This window comes from Bdellovibrio sp. HM001 (assembly GCF_055397275.1).
This window is the reverse complement of record NZ_AP029175.1, coordinates 40,609-58,237: the sequence shown is the minus strand read 5'-3', so window position 1 is coordinate 58,237 and position 17,629 is coordinate 40,609. Positions and strand designations below refer to the sequence as shown.

The following is a 17,629-nucleotide window of genomic DNA, read 5'->3' as shown; positions in this document are numbered from 1 at the left end:
GAGCTTTAAATGACGACTGTATCTAGTGTTGATGTTTTTAAAGAAATTCGCCGCAAAACAAAAGTCTACAACGCCAGACTTCTGCGCGTAAAGAAGGCTTACACCAAACTTCGAGACACAGACCCTACCGTGGTTAACGAGCGCACCGGTGAGGTTGACGCCGAAGAAACCATGTTTGCTTTTGCATCCCTTAAAAAGGCAGGCTTTAAGCTTATGGAGGCCTCATTCATGGCTGTTGCGGATGCAAGCCAGGACGCGAAGTATTTCGAGTCTGAGATTCGCCTCGGCAAAGCCGACCGCATCATCGAAAACAAAGGGTTCACCAAAATCACATCAGATCTCAGGGAGTCTGTGATTCTTTCAAATCCAGAGCTGAAGGATCTAAAAGTTGCCATTGAGAAGCTGAAAGCCTTCTCTCGCATCGTGGACAAGTACTGCGATTCGCTGATGGCGGATGAGGTCAACTACCGCAAGGCAGCCGAAAAGCGGTTGAGCGGATTCTAAAAAAATAAACGTGCGGCCCGATGGCGGACAGCACTTATACGAACAAACGATTTTATAAACAGTAGGAGGACTTATGTCTAAAGAACAAGTGCAGCAGACAGAGAGAGAAGCGCAGAAAACAAAAGCCTTGAACGATGCTTTGGCGTCAATCGAGAAGCAGTTCGGTAAAAACACCATTATGAGACTTGATGGCTCGGTTGAGTTGCCAAAAGCGGAGGCAATTAGTACGGGGTCACTGGCTCTGGATCTTGCCATCGGTATTGGCGGGCTTCCAAAAGGGCGAATTGTAGAGATCTATGGGCCTGAATCCTCTGGTAAGACAACGATCGCTTTGCAGACGATCGCACAAGCTCAGAAAATTGGCGGCACCGTGGCTTTTATTGATGCTGAGCACGCCCTTGATGTCACTTATGCCGCAAAACTTGGCGTAAACGTTCCTGCCATGCTGTTCACGCAGCCAGATACTGGCGAACAAGCGCTTGAGATCACTGAGGCTTTGGTGAGATCTGGAGCGGTTGACGTTATCGTAGTTGACTCAGTTGCTGCCCTTGTTCCTCGCGCTGAAATCGAGGGTGATATGGGCGACAGCCATGTCGGCTTGCAAGCCCGCATGATGTCTCAGGCAATGAGAAAACTCACTGCTGCGATCAACAAGTCGAACACGATGGTGATTTTCATCAATCAAATCCGCATGAAGATCGGCGTTATGTTCGGAAACCCTGAGACAACCACGGGCGGTAACGCTTTGAAGTTCTACTCCTCTGTGCGTCTTGAGGTGCGCCGCGGTTCTCCTATCAAGTCCGGATCAGGTGATGATGCTATTGCGACAGGTTCAAAGACAACCGTCAAGGTTGTGAAGAATAAAATGGCTCCGCCGTTTGCTAAGGTTGAAGTCGACTTGATGTTCAATCGAGGCATCGTGAGAGAATCTGAGATCCGTGACCTTGGCGTGTTGGCCGGCATTATTGAGAAATCCGGCGCTTGGTACTCCTACAAGCAAGAGCGCATGGGTCAAGGGGCGGAACAGGCTCGTGAATACCTCGAGTCTAATCCTCATATTGCAAAAGAGATCGAAGACCAGATCGTGGCAAAAAAGAAGGACATGTCCAATACGTTGATCCAAAAGGGGCAAAAGTCCGACTCCACTGAGATCTCACAAGAAGAGGCTCAGCGAGAGCAGTCTAAGGCCGAGAAGAAAGGCAAAAAGGGAGCTGCTTAATGCAGGTCCCTAAGCCAAAACGTGTTAAAGACAGAAAGGTCCTGGACACGTTTCATGCTCAGCAGTGCGTAGCGTGCCGAGCTTGGGGTTGCGACCCGGCCCACATCAAGGGCAAGGGCGCTGGCGGCGATGACGTCATGGAGGGCGTCATTGAGCTTTGCCGTAAACACCACAGATTCCAGCACGATAAAGGCTGGTGGAAACTGTGCCAAGAATTCCCGCGGGTGGAGCGGGTTCTGAGATACAAAGGGTGGGCTTTTGATGAATTCAAGGGTCTCATCTGGGTCGGAAAGGAGCAATCTCCGGTGGAAAACCGCGTTCCTGTAAAACCAAAGAATCTATGCTTGAAAGGCCCGTCAAACCTCGCAGTTGAGGCGGACTACGGGAAGGATGATCTCAAGGTTCAGATCTGGGCTCAGTTAGGCGTTCACGTCGAACTGGTGACCTTGGAGGAGGTTGAGGCTTTGTCAGCGCACCTGGGGCAGATTCTTTCCTACTACAAGCATTTAAAGGGCCAAAAAGGCGGCTGATCGCCTTCGTCAAAGACGGGTTGAGACATACCGTAAATGATATGAATGAGGACTCCTCCCCCCTCCTCGCCAATAATCATGCGTTTTTCATCCTGAAAATGTGGCTGGCCATTTACTGCTCGTCATCCCCGGAGGATTGAAATGAAAGATCAATACGTATTTTGGTTCGATAAAGAGACGACAGGGACTCAGGAGAAGGAAGACCAAACTTTGAGTTTTGCCGTTGTCGTAAAAGACACCGAGGGAAATGAGATTGAGCGTCGCAAATTCAACGTGCGCCTAAAGCACGGTCTCATTCCAAATCCTTACGCCTTGACCATCAACAAAATCAACCCTTTTTCTGCTGAGTATCGGAAGTCCGCCGTTACTGAAAACCAGCTTATGGCCGAGATTGAGAGCCTTGCAAAAAAATACACTGTTGGGCGAAAAAAACCGATCCTGGCCGGTCACAATATCACAGGGTTTGATAACAAGTTCCTCGGCATTCAGCTCAATCGCAGTGGCCGCAAAATGTCGGACTTGTTCTCTCGCGGGACCAGGGACACCGTTAAAGTGGCAAGGAACCTAATTGCTGCCGGACTTTTTGAGACAAAGACTAAGAACAAGTTCGGCAAAAGTTCCGCTGCGCTTGGTGATGTAGCTGCCGAGTTGGGTGTGAAATTTGAAGGAATGGCCCACGACTCACTTGCCGACGCCGTTGTATCGAGCCAAGTGTACCCCCTTCTTATGGAACGTGCCCTTGGCACCAAAAACGTTCCGTCAACTGACGTCAGCTCTTTTGAGCCGGGCGAGGTGAAGCAGATTATTTCCTGCTCATCTTCCTCCGGGATTAAACGTCGCCACATCAAGATTCTTCACAATGATCCTGACTATCAGAAAATCATCGCTCTTGATGAGGATGACATTCGCAAAAATGGCGGGCTTACTGAAAGCGCTATCAGAACTTTCAATTACGACACAATCCTTGGCGAGGAGCCCGTTGTCGATGACTCCAAGTACAGCTTGAACGCTTATTACGACACTCAGAAAGACATGATTCAGGTCTGGGAGAACGACAGCGTTAAAAAGATGCAATCCTCCAAAAATGAAAAAGAAGGCGTCTTTGACGAGGACACCCGCAACTTCGAGCTCATTCAAGCGGTCTCGAAGCGCATGGTTGGCGCAAAAGATAAAAAGGCCGAATACGAAAAGTGCTACGCTGAGCTTCAGGATAAATTTGGCGGCGACAAAATCTCTGCCAAGACAGTGCTGACAAAGGCAGAAAGACTTGCGGAGGCCGAGGGTCACGAGAGCTGGTCGCGACTGATTGCTCCCGACAAAGGGGTTGTTGTTGCAACTTCTAACAAGCCTACCTCAAAACTCAAGGTTGCGCTTCACCCTTCCGGGGAGTATCGCGCAAGCCTTGATTGGGTCGAGGATGGTGAGGGCTTCTATGAAGAGATCAACACAGACATGAAGGGCTTAAAGAAATTCTTGAAAGATCGTGGTTTTGAGAACGACCACAAAGATTTCTTGGCGCAGCTTCCTGAGTCCAAAGAATTCAAAGATATGAAGCATCCCCTGGCAATGGTCGACGACATGAAGACCGCGCTGGCGAAACTCGATGGCGAAACCGAAGACACCAAGATGGCTGTTTACGGAACTCTGGCTCTTTTGAAAGAGGCGGCCCCCGAAGCATACAAAGGGTTTGAAATCCCAGAGGCGTATCGAATTGATGTTTCCGGGTACTGGAAGAACCCGGATGAGTCCGGTGTTGCCGAGACTCAAAACCTGCTGCCGGCAGTTTTTGCGGACGCGGCTCAGCCCGGTGTTGGCGCTTCAACTCAAGCTCTGCCGACGTCAGTTCAGCCATCCGGAGAAGCTGGTGCGACAATTTCACCCCTTAAGGCTCGAGAGGCTCACAACAAAGCCATCGTTAAGGCCTCTAAGAGCCAGAGGGGTGATGACCACGTAGGGGCCGGTGACGCCGTAGCATCGGTGCCGTGCGCTCTTTGCCGAAGACCTTTGTCGCAGGCGTTGAGCGTAAGTTTTGCCATGGGTCCAAAGTGCAGAAGCATGGCTCAGCAGATTGACGCATCGAAGGACCCAGTGTCGCAGTTCGTCTCCGGGTTTGACCTTTCCATCCAGGATGCTGGACGAGGTGATCTCATTGGGTTGAAATACATTCGAAACGACGGCCAGGAGGCTGAGGTTTTTGGAGAGGTTATTTCATCCTCTGATAAAGAGGCGTTTATCCTAAATCGTCGCAACTTCTACAAGATGGTTAAAAGCGGCGTGAAGGTGGACGTGGCCCTTATCATGTCCACGCTCAGAGTAAGAAACGAGCAAATCAAAGGCGTTGGAAAAGTGACTACGAAAACAATTAAAGCGCAGCGGGACGCGGCTTAGAGAAAGGAATTTGTATGAATCCACAAGAATACGTACAAAACCCAAGCATGGAACAAATCGAAAAAATCATGATGAAGTTTCGCGATAAACGTTACTCTATCTCGGATGATCTTTATCAGCGCCTTAAGGCGGCATGGGAAGTGTGCGAAGATCGCGACGGCCTCTTACATCCTGATGAAGCTCGCCATTCGTGGGTGTTTATCATGAGCGAGCTTCTTGGACAGGTAGTGGAAAAAGTCTATAAGGGTGATCCGGAGCGCCAAAGAGCAAGCTTCGGGGATATGTTCAGCGTCGCGCTGAGAGGTGAGAATCCGCTTTCTAAAACCCACATCCAGCAAGCTGGAATTGATGGCCAATTCTGGATCTACGCCTGTCGCCAAGCTGTTGGTGAAGACGCTATGAGACCGCTCCCTATCTGAGGGGGCGGCTATTTATCTCGGGCCGAGTGCGGGAGGTTGTTATGAGAAAAGTGATTGCCGTAATCCTACTGTTACTGTCCGCCACAGTTTCGGCCCAAACTATAACGATCCACATCCCGCATTTGGAGAAATCCTCTGAAAACCAGAGGTTAGGCGGAATTGGAAGGGTTGCTGATGACGGATCCGGCGGACTTCTAAGCGTTTACATCCGGGGCTGCGGCAAGGTTTCTTTAACCAGCAACAGCAAAGGGGAAACTCCGAAAGCCGGGGCCATGATCGAATATTACTACGCCGGTCGCTGTGCCATTTCAGACTGGAAGGATATCGGCTCAAAATAAGGCGTCTCACCATAAAACCTTTCATCCTTAGGATGGTGGCCAGGACTGGTTCCTGGCCATTTAATCTGCATACCGGAGGGTTTATGGTAAAATTCCTGATCAGAGACAGTCATGGGCGCAAGTACATCGACACAACACTAACGCGCGAACAGATCATTGAACTGATGACAACAGGGGTTGCCTCGGGTCGCGACGCTGACGAAAAAGATAAAGTCCTGGTGATTGAAGGCGTTCTTGCCAACGTAGTCAATCTGCCGGTGTCTGAAAAACTCGCCCGCGCGATTTACGCACTTTCAACCGGCACCCTAGAAAAGTCTGGGTTTGACACCCTAAAGGGTGAACCCGAAATCATGTCAGCTATTCTGAGTACTCACGAAGGTGAGTTGGCCATGGCTCAATTCCTTCCAAAGCGAGACGGGAAGGCTCGAATTGATTCCCTTATCCAGGCGATGAAGGAATCCAGAGCTGGGGATCGAGACGAAGTTCATGGAAGGATCGAGGCTCTCGCGTGCGAAGCTGGCCTTCAAATGTATCTGTTCAATCACCCAGAAATGAAGAATGTCCAGTTCTCAGTCGGTTTTCTACAAGAGGTGATCCTAAATGGCGCTTTGACCGAAGAGCAGCTGGCAGAGGTCTATTGTCAGGTCGTATGCCGACAGAACTGGATCCCTTACAAGCTTCGCGACATCACTCCAAAATTCAACAAATCTCAAGAGAATCTGATTCACGAAAACCTTTCCGCCAATGATGCAGTCGTTCTCACCGGCAAACTCGGTTCAAGCTCTCGCCCTGAATTGGTGAAGTTCATTCTTAGCGGTGATGTCGGGGAAGAAGAAGAATTTGTAGCTAAACTGCTTAAGCCAACAGAGAGCGAAGTGGTGGCATTCATCAAAACGACAGAAAGCTACCGAGCCAAAACGGCCTTGCGCTCAGCCCTTGAATTGAAAATCATCTCTGAAAAGACTGCCAAGGAAGTTGCAAAGAAGCGAAAACTTGAACTGGAATTCCCGGAGTTCTTGTCAGAGAAAGACTTGATCGCTCTCATTAAGAGAAGAAAGGAAGCTCCCGTAGAGGTTTGGAATTCAGCTGAGTCAAAGGCTGTTTGGGAAACTGTCGTTGATATCGAACCTGTAGGCACTCTCATCACAAACTTCCGCGATATTCCAAAACACACTCAAGCCTACGCAAAAGAAAAGATCTTGAGCGGCCTTGAAAACTCTCAGGTGGCTTCTGTTTTGGCTAACGTTACCGGGCTCACTTCTGAAGAGCGCTCAGAACTGGCTGAAAAGGCTGTCAAAACCATCAGTGGCGCCAAGCTCATTATTGAGAAATCAAATGATCAGGACCTGATTGAAAAAGCGGTCATGAGACTCGCTGACTCGGCAGAAGCCAAGAGAATCGTGGGCCAGACATGGCCGGAGCAAATTTGCAAACGTTTGGCGGGAAGAATTCCGAAAATTCGTAAATCCGTTTGGTTCAATCTGACCGATGTTCACGAAGATATCCGTCGCCACATGACGAGCGAACAAAAAGTGGCCTTTTTCGCAGGGTATGCTGTCAACAGCGGTGATGCAGAGCTTTTGACGGATGAGGAGATCGTGGCTGGCCTTAGCACCGGCACACTTCTTCGCGACTACGAAAGGCTTCAAAAAATCCCAACAAAGCTGCTCAAAACTGTGACTGGCGAAGCTCCGGAGGTTGAAGTTGAACTTCTTCGTCGTGGAGAGGCACAAGTGAAGACATTCGCTCAGGCCGCCGCTATTCTTTCTGATGAAGCCTCTTCTGAAAGCGCTATTAAAGTGGCCTCTGACTACATTGTCGCCAATCCCGAAACTGTCATGGAAGGAAGATGGATGTTCGACAAAATCAAAGGCGAAACCAGAACCGCAGTGGCGTCAGCTCTAATTAAGACAAAGGCCGGCATCCAATTCCTGGCGCGAGAAATGGAGCGCGAAGAATTTGCTCAGGTCGCTGCGGGATCAGATCCAGACTTCATTTTTGACGCACTTCGATCAGTGGGATACCTTCTTGAAATGATCGACAGTCCGGAATTCGTCAAGCGTCATGTTAAGGACATGGCGGACTGGCTAAGCGAGTCTACGATATCGACCTTTATCAACCACTCAGTCGCATATCATGAAACATTCTTCCCGCTTCTTACCAAGATGCCATTTGGCAAGATCTATTCTGTCATTCGCGAAATGAATGACTTTAGCATCAAAGGCTTTGTGGAGTTCTTGAAAGGTCCGGAATGGGAAGATCTCCGCAAATACTGTGTGATCAACCGACCTGGAGTCTTTTCATCTGAGCAGGTAAAAGAGGTCATCAGAGAAGCCTCTAGAACAAGTGCCCTAGAAATCGTTCAAGCGCACCCGGAGCTGCTAGATGACGTCTTGGGAGCCGTTCTTCTTAATGAAAGCGAATCCCAAGCCCTGGCCCTTGTTGAGGCTCAGGTTGATGGTTGGAAGATGCTGGTTCCGATCCTGCAAATGTCCAAAAGCACAAGATATGCACCGGTTAAAAACAAAGAGGCTCGTGTCGACTTCTTCAATGAAGTAATGCCAAGCGTGGACTATTACACTGCTCAGGAACTTATGAACGCTGATACCGAGCTGGATGAAGTAAGAGAAATGGCGAAGGAGCGCTTCAAGGCACTGAACGTTGAGATTGTTTTCAAGGGGACGTATAATGGTGAGCTTGAAACCGAACGTCCTGACTTGATGAAGGTGTTCCAGGTAGAAAGCGTTCACGGTTTGATCATGTCCTCTCACCTAAGATCTGTGATCACCCTTGCTCGCGACAAGCGCCGTCCAGAAAGTGTCCCTCTCTTGCTTCAAGCCAAAGAGGGTGAAATCTATGCCACTCTGGATGCCGAGTATGTTGAAAGGGAGATGATGCCGCAGGCAAAAATCAACAATCTCATCAAGGCCAAAAAGAAGGCTTTGGCTGAAACTCAAATCCCCGTGGTGGCCGAGAGGTCCTGGAGCATGGAAATTACAGCGCATGGAATGAAAAACACCATGAGCGAATTGCAGAAATCGCTAAAAGACGCTGGTTCTGACTATGGAGCAGAAGACTTTAAGGGGCGCCCTAAGCGTGGTCACATCAAAACACCCATGTTTGTGGGCGAAGACGGCGTCGAGGTAGTAGGCGCTCTTGGGAAGAGGATCCAAGAAGGGGGCCTTATCTCCAGTGCATCAATGACAATTGAGATACCGGAATTCAATAAGCTGCGCACCTCAAAAGAAGAAGAGCTTATCGAGTCAATCGAGACCTACTCTCATGTCATACGGGCTGCCCTTGGTTCCGGATACCGCAGAATCGCTCCTTCCCCTAAAGGAAGAGGTATCATTGTTGAGTTCAGCGGCTTTGAAGGTCTGGACCTTGGATCGTTCGCCAAGTTTATGGTGAATTTGGTAGACCAGATGGTTAAGTCAAAGGTTGGAGACTACCAGGTCGAAAAAGAGAAGATGCTTGAAATGATCGACGTTCTGGAGAAGGATCTGGACAGCTCCGGATTGGTTGAGAAGCAGGAATTGCTCGAGAGAATCAGCACCAGTAAAATCCTGTTCGCCGGGTAATCGAAAACCCCTCCCGAAAGGGAGGGGTTTTATTTTGCCGTACTTTTTGGAGAGCTTCCTCGTGAAGCTTTTGTTTTTTCTTTCGCTCTTTTACCGCCCGGTTCGTGGCCACTGAGGAGCGATCTTATTGCCATGGCAACATCAAATCTGGAGTATAGCCAGGCGCAAACAGGTATCGTTCCGAGAGCAAAGACTACGAATTCAATCATCGCGCAAATGACCGTCTTCGTGTTCTTCACATATTGCCCTGGCGGCAGATTCTACAGCCGCCGCAATAGTTATTGCCAAAAGCGCAAATGTCGCAAGGTCCATTAGTAACTCCCCGCTCTAGGAATTCGCTCGCTTCCGCGTTTATCTTCCTCTAGCTGTTTGTTGACGATATCTTGCTGAATAATCTTCTCTTGTTCGGCAGCGTCCTCCTTGCGCTTTTGCTCCTCCAGAATCATGGTTTGCTTATATGATTCCTGAGCCAGGTTCTCGTTTAGCTGGGTGTTCACCGCATCCTGCTTCAAAGCCAGTTCCTGCATTGCGGCCGGGCTTAGCGAGTCGCTGCACGAAACCGTTTCCTCTTTAACCGTGGCCGTCATTCCGGTTGAAACGATACGATTTCTGCCAAGATATTTCGACTCCAAGGTCCACAACTTCGCCTGCACGCCCTTGAATTTGGTCAAGGTCTTTTGAAGCTCGTCGATGTAGTAGGGGAGAAGAGACATGGCTTTCTTCTTATCCATTACGATCGTGGCGTTACATTGAGCAATCTGCTCTGTGAGCCGATTTCTGTCTTCCGGACTCTCTGGATCAAGACCTCTGCCGATACGAGCCGGGTTGCATTCATAAGAAAGAGATTTGAATTCTGTGGAAAATTTCGCCTTGCCCTCATCCGAATTGCGGACGTCGTATGCGTAGTCGATCACGTAGTTCATGTACTTGCCAGACCACTTTGAGCCGAATTTATAAAACAGTTCAGAATTCGCCTTAACGCTCCACACTTGGTACGGCTTATTGACAATCTCTTTCTTCGTTACGGCTTCACCTTTATCATCCAGAGCGCCGGTCTTAACTGTTGTTTCTTCGGTACGACGACGCTCGGAGTAGTCATAGGTAACTCCATCTGTCATCAAGTTGTCCGCCATTGTGTCGTATTCCTTGTAGTCCTTGAATTTTCTCAAGAATTTAGGCCCCATTTCCTTGATTCTGCCCATTAGGAAATTTACGTCCATTTCAAGGTTAGCCTTTTCTCTAAAGAGAGGGTCGAGCTCGTTTTCGTAAACTCTGTAGAAGTCCGTGTCCGTCTTTTTGCCGCCTGGGCAGGTCAACGCTTCCTTCAGCACTGCTCTTTCCTTTGAAAGCTTCGCCAGCTCACTGATCTGTTGGGCATTTTCTTGGCGTTCTCTTTCTTCGGTCTCTTTCTTTTCGCGCTTCTCGTTGTATTTCTTAACCTTCAGAGCGTAACGTCCAAGCTTGTCGGCTGTGTAAGCGGCATCCATTGATGCTGCCCGTCTTTGACCGCGGTTAAAGTCGTATTGAGAATTGGCCAGCCTCCACGTATCCCGTGTAAGCTTCAACTCTTCGTCCATGCCGGTTTTCATAATGGAGTTCAGCTTCTCTCCGCTCATAAGGATCGCTTCGGCTGTATCGGCGTTGCGAAGGATTGTCATGAAGTTACAGAGGTCCATCAGCGGGCTGCTTCTTTGGGTCATTCCAATAACAACAGCTGGAGGGCCAGCGACAGTCCACTGATTGATCTGAAAGGCATTGAGTACGCTTCCGACTTTGTTGATGTCCTGGCAGAACGACTGCGTGACCTTGAAGGGGCCAAGATCAACAGCGTTGGCATTCAATGAAATCAATAAGATAGGCATGATCAACCATTTCACGACAATTCCTCCAAGTACTGGTGATAAATAGACGGGAGGGGCGCTGTGGCCCCTTAGAGATTTTGCAGAACATACCTTTTATGAGATGTTGAAAAGCCCTGCATTTTGCTGGCAGCGATAATCTGCGCGCGCACATTTTGTAGCTCTGACTCTGAGATCCACCCTCCATCTTCGAGCTCCACAGATCCGAATTGAGAACAGATCTCCGACTTGCCAATCAAGGCGCAAACTTCAAATCCCTCAACGGAAAGCCCTTTCTCGGCGTTGCCGGAAATCACTGCCGCGAACCCTGAGGGGCTCATCTTGGGCTCGATGGTAAAGGTGATTTGCGCGCTTTCTGGCACAGCTAGGATTATTTGATTTCTCAATCTCTCGCTCAGTGACCTGGTCATGTCCGCCTTGATCTTGTGAAGAATGCCAGCAGACACAAGCGAGAGGGTAAATGCGACAGCAATTGAAATTACTGCAATCAGATGTGTTTTCGACCTCTTCACGCTCTTCTCCTTATTTTATGATAGTGATTCCGCTATAGGCCAAGGAAGCTACAGGCGGATCTCCCCAATAGTTCTTTTTCCCCATGATGATAACCGGAGTCATCGGGGTGAGCGTTTGGAGCAAATCCTTATCTTTAGCAAAGTGTTTGGAGAATACGGATACGGACACTTCTCTTGATCCTTCGATGACCTTTATAATTGCCCACGGCTGCCCTTTGTTTGGCCCCGATTTAACAAACAGAAGGCGCATTTCTTTAAAACACGCGATTGCGGAAAATTCTTCGCCGTCGCCGATTTCGTCGAAATCAGCCAATCTCTGAATTGGGGCGCTTCTCTTTTCCTCCCACTGAGGGATCTTTTCACGGAAGTACTCGTAGTAATTGAAACTGGAGATGTTTATCAGCTCGAGTTCATGGCGAAGCAAGCCGAGCGCGCCCTGGTTCTTCATGGCGTTTAAGTCAGCTTCCAAAGCCAACAAAGCCTTGGAGGGGCGCTTCTTTTGAGAAGAGAGAGCGACGCCGGCGGCCCGCTCCTCCGGAGTGCGAGGTTCAAGTCCGAACTGGAACGCAATATAGCGCTCGTAATACTCAAGCCTGGAGGCGTACTTCTGTGCAGTGGACAGCCCAGTCTTCATGAATGGGTCAAAGTACCCAGCAAAGATCAGATTCTTCATAGCGGTCTTATTTACTTTGATTGCCCTCTCGCCATCAGAGGCGTCGGCGCACTCAAGGAAGTCCTGGAAGCTCCTGAAAGGATACGCCTTCTCGATGCTCGATGCTGCCTCTTCACCGATCTTGGCGATTTCACTGATTGGCATGTACGCCTTACCGTCCTTTAGTACATACTTGTTACTGGACGCGTTCACTTGAGGGGGAGTAATTACGTCATTCCAGACAGGGTACAAATCCTGGAATTCGTCTTTACTCGCAAAGGAAAGGTAAGCCGTCATAAACTCTTGAGGGTAGTACGTTTTCAGCCACATGCTCGTGTAACCGGTGATCGCGTAACACATGGAGTGAGACTTGTTGAAACCGTAGTCCGCAAATGCCACAATCGTGTCCCAGATTTTTTCAATGGTTTGGCTCGGAACGCCGTTTTTGGCAGCACCCTTCTTAAACTTCTCCATATAGGATTCGATTTTGGCTTTATCCTTTTTGGAGATTGATTTGATCAGGTTGTAACCATCAGATCCCGACATTCCGCCGACATTGACGAATGTTTCCATGATCTGCTCTTGATAAACCATCAAGCCGTAGGTTCCCTTCAAGATTGGTTCCAGTAGCGGGTGATCAAAAGAAACCTCTTCTTCCCCGTTGAATCGACGAGTGAAAACATCGGTCAATCCAGAGTTCATCGGTCCAGGGCGGTAAAGGGCTGTGATGATGGACATAACCTCAACGGTTGTGATCGGCTTGTAGAGACGGGTCAGACCCTTTGTTGCTGTTGGCGTGTTGTACTGGAAAACGCCCTCTGTTTCTCCGGCATTAAATCTAGCCAGAACCTTTTGGTCTTGCAGGTTGATGCTTTTAAGGTCAAGGTCAAAGCCTCGGTTTTCCTTTATCAGCTTCAGACACTCGCGAAATACCTCAAGTGTAGTCAAGCCAAGGAAATCGAACTTGATAAGTCCGAGCGCCTCTACCGACTTCATTTCAGGTTGCGTGACGTAAAGCTTAGAAGCGTCGTCATAGTCCATGGGGCAAATATCAATAAGCGGAATGGGGGAGATCACCACACCGGAGGCGTGAATTCCGCGATTCTTGTTGTTCCCAATAATCTTTCTGATCGCCTCGTCAACGCGTGGAAACTCTTCAAAGAATTTCGCCAAAACCGGATTATCTTTTAGGCACGCTTCGTAGTACTGAATCTCGCTATCGAAGTCAGCTCGCTTATGAATATCAAAACCCTTGGAAAGGGTGTTAATCGCCTCTGGCTCAAGGGCGCGCTGATTCTTATGATCCCAATGGTCCGGCAGCAGTGCGCGAGAAACATCTTTTAAGGCACCCTTGGTCTTAAGTGCGGAATAGGTTCCAATCAGTCCAACGCGGTCACGCCCGAACTTCTCAATCAGGGCCTCCACCATCTTGTCTCGCCCAGAGCTGTCGTAATCAATATCCGGGAGAGATCCAAGGGCGGTATCGACCTTGCGCTTCGGCTCCTCATCAGTCATTCCTGTAACGAAAGCGACAGCTGAATGGCAGTCATTTTTATACTTCTTGCCGGACTTAATCATGGAGAGCATGTAATCAGCTTCGTTTGAGCGGCATTTGAGGTAGAACATTTCAAAGTCAAGCCAAGGCTTGATATTTGGCGTGATTCGTTCACTGATAAAGCGTGACTGGATTTCCTTTAAGGATTTTCGTTCAATCTGCACTTTGGCCTCCATTCATAGGATGAAGAGCGGAGGCCTGTTTCAATCTGGTACGCTAGTAGGATCCCGCTCGGGGGATTCTTGATGTTCCGCGCTTGTCCTCTTCAGATTGCTTGTTCACGATATTGCTCATGATATTTCTGTCAGCTTCTTTGCGGGCGCGTCTTTCGCGATTCTCTTCCAGAAGCTTGGTTCGTTTCATTTGGTTTTCTAGATACACCTGACGAAATTCTGCGCTTGCAGCCGCATCAAACGCTTTTAGTTTGTCCATTTCAGCCGGGGTTAGATCCTCTTTACAAACAATTGGGTCAGCCTGAACAATTGCTCGTCTTTGCTCAGGGGTGACGAACAAGGGTTGACGAAGCATTTCACTCTCTTTTGTGAGCATCTCAGCCTCAAGATTTGCCACTATCTCCAAATTCTTTCTGTATCCGGCCCAGTACTCATCGAACAGATTTATGGCGTACTTTCTGCTAAACTGTTTGTTCCTGTTCCTGTCTTTGCCTAGAGCTTGAGTAAGATTGCCCAGTGATTCCGCACGAAGAAGAGGGTCGTCCTTCCTGGCGGTGTCGTTAAGCTTTCGATCGTATCGAGCGATGGCTTCGGCTTGAGTAAGCATGCTGTCACCGTAGACCTTAAGGTCGTCTCTCCATGTGCGACTCCACTTCTCCAAGAATCCGTCAATGACTTCAGATTTCTTTTTTACAGAGAACGTTTGTATAGGGAAGTCTTTCTTTACCGGGACTTTGTCATACTCTCCCGTTTTCTTGTTCTCTTTCTTGATGTATGTAGTTTCAGAGATTGTCGTGTCCTTCGGAATGAGCTCAAAAGCGGTTTTATGAACAACCTTGAGCTCTTTGTGGTAGTCGCTCAACTTCTTCTCTCTGGCAAGTTGCGAACCGATGGCGCGAAGTTGATCGTAATAGTATTCCCGCAGGTCGTCCGCGTATTCGAACTGCTCCTGGAGCCTTTCCAGCTCTCTTTCGTATTTCCCCTTTAGCAGGGAATTCTCGCCAGTTTTGCAGGTAAGCTTTGAATGAAGCTTTGCACGCTGAGAAGCAAGCGTGCTTAGGCGGCTCATCATATCGCTGTTACGTTCGGCCTGAGAGGCAGTCTCTGTGGACATTGACGCCGTTTCTAAAGAAATACCTGTGGTTCGTCGATAAAACGCGCCGAACTTTCTCTTTTTTCGTCTCTTTACGGCTTCCGCCGCCGTGCCTTCCGCGCTGTTTGGGTCAACAGGTGAGTAGCTGTCAGAAAAAAGCATCGCATGAAGCGCCAGATAGCGCGCGGTGCGCTCCGCGGTCAGGTCGTTCAATTGAAGCTTCTGTTGAAGGTCTTTTAAGCGAGTGTGATATTGATCCATGGTCATCACCATGTCGCAAAAGTCGCCGATAGCTGTCTTCTTTTGTTCAAAGCCGATAACAGCCGGAACCGAGATGATTGGCTCGATGGAGTGGTAAAGACCAGACATAGATCGGCACTTCACAGCCATGTTGTGAATATCTTGATTCCCGCCGGGGAGATCGTTGAACAGATCCTCCCCTTTGGCGGGCAATGCTAAAGCCAAGACAATGGCAATTTTAAGCGCAAGCCGCATTACCAAAATACTCCTTAACCTCAGCCATGATTTCCGGACCAACGACCTCGACTGTGAATTCACGAGGAACAAGGCCCTGGGTCAGGACGGATTCCCACACTGGGCGCATCTCTTCATGGAGCTCCGGGAAAGCCTTTTCCAAATACTCTTTGGCCAACGTTTTAACTGGCACCTCTTCGCGCTCATGCACTCGCAAGTAGTCTTCAAAAGCTTCAAGCTTTGCGGCAACCCACGGCGAAAGGCGGAAAGATCTCACTTCAACGCCTTTCACGGCTTTTAGTGAATGAGACTGAAGGTCAAATCCTATCAAGACGGAATCAGCAAGATCCTCAAAGTTCTGAGATTTCATGGAAATAGTCTTGTCAAAGATTCTGATGCGAACGTGATACATGGTCGCCTCCTATGTAAGGCCATAAATGGCCTCGAGCAGAGTTGCCCCGATTGGCTCGTCACCAGCCGCTCACCATGAGGATGAAGGAACTTTTTGGTTCATACCGTAAAAGATATAAATCTCAATTTCATCCTCCGGATAAGGAGTTGTAAAACCTATGGCAAAAGTATTTGTACGTCTGACCCTGAATCCCGAAGCGATGGCGCCTGGCCTTGTGTCTCACGTAAAGCGTGTTAAGGACGACGGCGAAAAATCAAACAAGACTGAACGTTGGCAAATTTCTGTGTTTCACCCGTACACCAAAACGGTCTTGTGGCAGGAAGAACGAAAGTGCTCCTTATCTGAGGCAATTGCCCTTGGTGCGGAAAAGCGTATTGCCCTAAAAAGGGTCCATAAAGTCACATATCAGAAACAAACTCAAATCGCTCGTCCTAAACGCGGTTCACTGACGGTCTAACGATCGTCAGTCTATTTATAGACTTGAGGTGACTATGAAGTTTGGTAAGTTAAACAAACTTAAAGAGCAAGGGCAGGGAGCTGCCCTTGAAACCGTTTCCAAAGTGAAGTCGATACCGGACATCAAGGTTCTGGGCTTTACTGTCCGTTTCTGGTTCCTTTTCGTTTTCTTGTTCACGACTATCTCGACTTGGACTTACTACAGCGTTTTGCTTGGTGTTCGCCTTCAAGAATTCGGTCGTGCCGGAGACCTTCGCGGCGCTACGGTGACCATCACTGGAGTTTGTGAGCAAGACGGGATCCGAAGAGATCCGCTGTCGGAAGACCAGGTCAAGATTTCAGCTGTTGTTGGAACCAAGGTTCATGGAGTGATACGCGCAACACGTGAGGCCGTAGTTTGTGACTCCTCGCAGGTTTCAATCGAGCCCTTGCCGCTAAGCTATCTTCTTAAAACGAAAGAGCAGCCAATTGCGGTGCCGGCGATCGCCGCTTCTAAACCGAAGATTGAAAAGCCGTCCATCAAAGATGAGCTGAAAAATAAGATGGTTCGCTTTTCAGGCACTTGCACTGACGCTGCCGGCAAGGAAGAAAGCTATTCTGACCGAGTGATGGATATCACCGATGTTCGCGTTGAGTCCGAGGACTCGTACGTAATTCTGGGCGCCCTGAAGGGAACCGGGAAAGTGATCAATTGTCGCTCTGGGTACATCAGATCAACAGTGATTACCGAATACGTTCCTCCATCAGAAATTACTCAGGAGACGCTCAACTACAAAGGGAAAGTTGTCATCATCAACGGAACCTGTTTCCCGGCGTCTTACTACAGTCAGAACAACATCAAGAAGCTTCAGAGTGGTGACGATGTTCCATTGTTCGTGGATCTGGTTGACGCCCGCGTTAAGGTTCTGGAGCACAATCTCGTTGATGGCGAAGTCAGATACTTGAAAGGCGCGGCCTTGGACAAAGGTTTTACGATTGAATGTTCTAAAGAGCGATATTCGTTCGACGTTCGACCGTATGACCCAGGCACCATGACAATTCGCCCTGTTCAACCAAACCAAAATTCTGAAAAGTAAAAGAGGAGCTTTTATGCTTAAAGAAGAAACCAAAACCGCCCTTCAAGAGATCACGAAAAACAGCGCCAAAGCCGCTATGGACGACGTCAATGAGCTAAAAGGATCAACCAAGAACCCTTTTGTGCTCGTGGCTCTGTTTATCCTGGCTATCGCCGCCTATCAAATGTCAGCGCTTGTGGCAATCGCCCTTATCGCTCTGGCTGTTGTTTATCTGTTCAAAGCCAATGACCCAAAAAAGGTCGTGGGCACAATGGTTGACGCTGGCAAAGACGTCGGGGCAGCCGCTGCGGCCAAAGTGAAAAAGAAGAAAGATCAGCCTGCTCCTGCCCAATTGGCGCAGCAGGAAGTCGAACCGAAAGCAGAAAAAACTGAAACGAAAGAGTAATCT

At 48.9% G+C, this 17,629-nt stretch carries 15 protein-coding genes; 10 read left to right on the top strand and 5 right to left on the bottom strand.

Going from position 1 to position 17,629, the window contains the following annotated elements; translation table 11 throughout:
* Positions 1-9 precede the first annotated feature (9 nt).
* The 7 genes from ACZ5ZZ_RS17875 (at position 10) to ACZ5ZZ_RS17845 (ending at position 8,979) form a co-directional block, all read left to right on the top strand.
* On the top strand, positions 10-504 hold the full coding sequence (locus ACZ5ZZ_RS17875; RefSeq protein ID WP_464142775.1) for a hypothetical protein: 495 nt from the start codon (positions 10-12) through the stop codon (positions 502-504).
* A gap of 73 nt (positions 505-577) precedes the next feature.
* Positions 578-1,723, top strand: coding sequence for a recombinase RecA (recA, locus tag ACZ5ZZ_RS17870; protein ID WP_464142773.1), 1,146 nt, complete (start codon positions 578-580; stop codon positions 1,721-1,723).
* Complete coding sequence (locus ACZ5ZZ_RS17865) at positions 1,723-2,253, top strand: hypothetical protein (RefSeq protein WP_464142771.1); 531 nt, start codon at positions 1,723-1,725, stop codon at positions 2,251-2,253. Before recA ends, ACZ5ZZ_RS17865 begins: the two co-directional genes overlap by 1 nt.
* Before the next feature lie 141 nt (positions 2,254-2,394).
* Positions 2,395-4,641, top strand: coding sequence for a 3'-5' exonuclease family protein (locus ACZ5ZZ_RS17860; protein WP_464142769.1), 2,247 nt, complete (start codon positions 2,395-2,397; stop codon positions 4,639-4,641).
* Positions 4,642-4,655: 14 nt separating this feature from the next.
* On the top strand, positions 4,656-5,060 hold the full coding sequence (locus tag ACZ5ZZ_RS17855) for a hypothetical protein (RefSeq protein WP_464142767.1): 405 nt from the start codon (positions 4,656-4,658) through the stop codon (positions 5,058-5,060).
* A gap of 41 nt (positions 5,061-5,101) precedes the next feature.
* Positions 5,102-5,398, top strand: a complete 297-nt coding sequence (locus ACZ5ZZ_RS17850) for a hypothetical protein (protein WP_464142765.1) — start codon at positions 5,102-5,104, stop codon at positions 5,396-5,398.
* 83 nt (positions 5,399-5,481) lie between these two features.
* Positions 5,482-8,979, top strand: coding sequence for a hypothetical protein (locus ACZ5ZZ_RS17845; protein ID WP_464142763.1), 3,498 nt, complete (start codon positions 5,482-5,484; stop codon positions 8,977-8,979).
* Positions 8,980-9,290: 311 nt separating this feature from the next.
* Here the strand turns inward: ACZ5ZZ_RS17845 and ACZ5ZZ_RS17840 are convergent, their stop codons facing one another.
* The 5 genes from ACZ5ZZ_RS17840 to ACZ5ZZ_RS17820 are packed head-to-tail and all read right to left on the bottom strand — an operon-like array spanning position 9,291 to position 15,709.
* Entirely contained in the window at positions 9,291-10,856 is a 1,566-nt protein-coding gene (locus ACZ5ZZ_RS17840; protein WP_464142761.1) for a hypothetical protein, read from the bottom strand.
* A 53-nt stretch (positions 10,857-10,909) separates the two neighbouring features.
* Entirely contained in the window at positions 10,910-11,350 is a 441-nt protein-coding gene (locus ACZ5ZZ_RS17835; protein WP_464142760.1) for a hypothetical protein, read from the bottom strand.
* A 10-nt stretch (positions 11,351-11,360) separates the two neighbouring features.
* Positions 11,361-13,721, bottom strand: coding sequence for a helix-hairpin-helix domain-containing protein (locus tag ACZ5ZZ_RS17830; RefSeq protein ID WP_464142758.1), 2,361 nt, complete (start codon positions 13,719-13,721; stop codon positions 11,361-11,363).
* A 52-nt stretch (positions 13,722-13,773) separates the two neighbouring features.
* Positions 13,774-15,318, bottom strand: coding sequence for a hypothetical protein (locus ACZ5ZZ_RS17825; protein WP_464142756.1), 1,545 nt, complete (start codon positions 15,316-15,318; stop codon positions 13,774-13,776).
* A complete protein-coding gene (locus tag ACZ5ZZ_RS17820) occupies positions 15,302-15,709 on the bottom strand; it encodes a hypothetical protein (protein ID WP_464142754.1) in 408 nt (135 codons plus the stop codon). Before ACZ5ZZ_RS17820 ends, ACZ5ZZ_RS17825 begins: the two co-directional genes overlap by 17 nt.
* Before the next feature lie 157 nt (positions 15,710-15,866).
* On the opposite strand from ACZ5ZZ_RS17820, the gene ACZ5ZZ_RS17815 reads away from it, so the two are divergent.
* From ACZ5ZZ_RS17815 to ACZ5ZZ_RS17805, 3 genes are read left to right on the top strand one after another with little or no spacing between them, the layout of a single operon-like run.
* On the top strand, positions 15,867-16,166 hold the full coding sequence (locus ACZ5ZZ_RS17815) for a hypothetical protein (protein WP_464142752.1): 300 nt from the start codon (positions 15,867-15,869) through the stop codon (positions 16,164-16,166).
* A 34-nt stretch (positions 16,167-16,200) separates the two neighbouring features.
* Positions 16,201-17,241: a hypothetical protein gene (locus ACZ5ZZ_RS17810; protein ID WP_464142750.1), complete on the top strand. Its 1,041-nt coding sequence runs from the start codon at positions 16,201-16,203 to the stop codon at positions 17,239-17,241.
* 13 nt (positions 17,242-17,254) lie between these two features.
* Positions 17,255-17,626 (top strand): hypothetical protein, encoded by a 372-nt coding sequence (locus ACZ5ZZ_RS17805; RefSeq protein ID WP_464142748.1) that lies wholly within the window; start codon positions 17,255-17,257, stop codon positions 17,624-17,626.
* Positions 17,627-17,629: the final 3 nt, after the last annotated feature.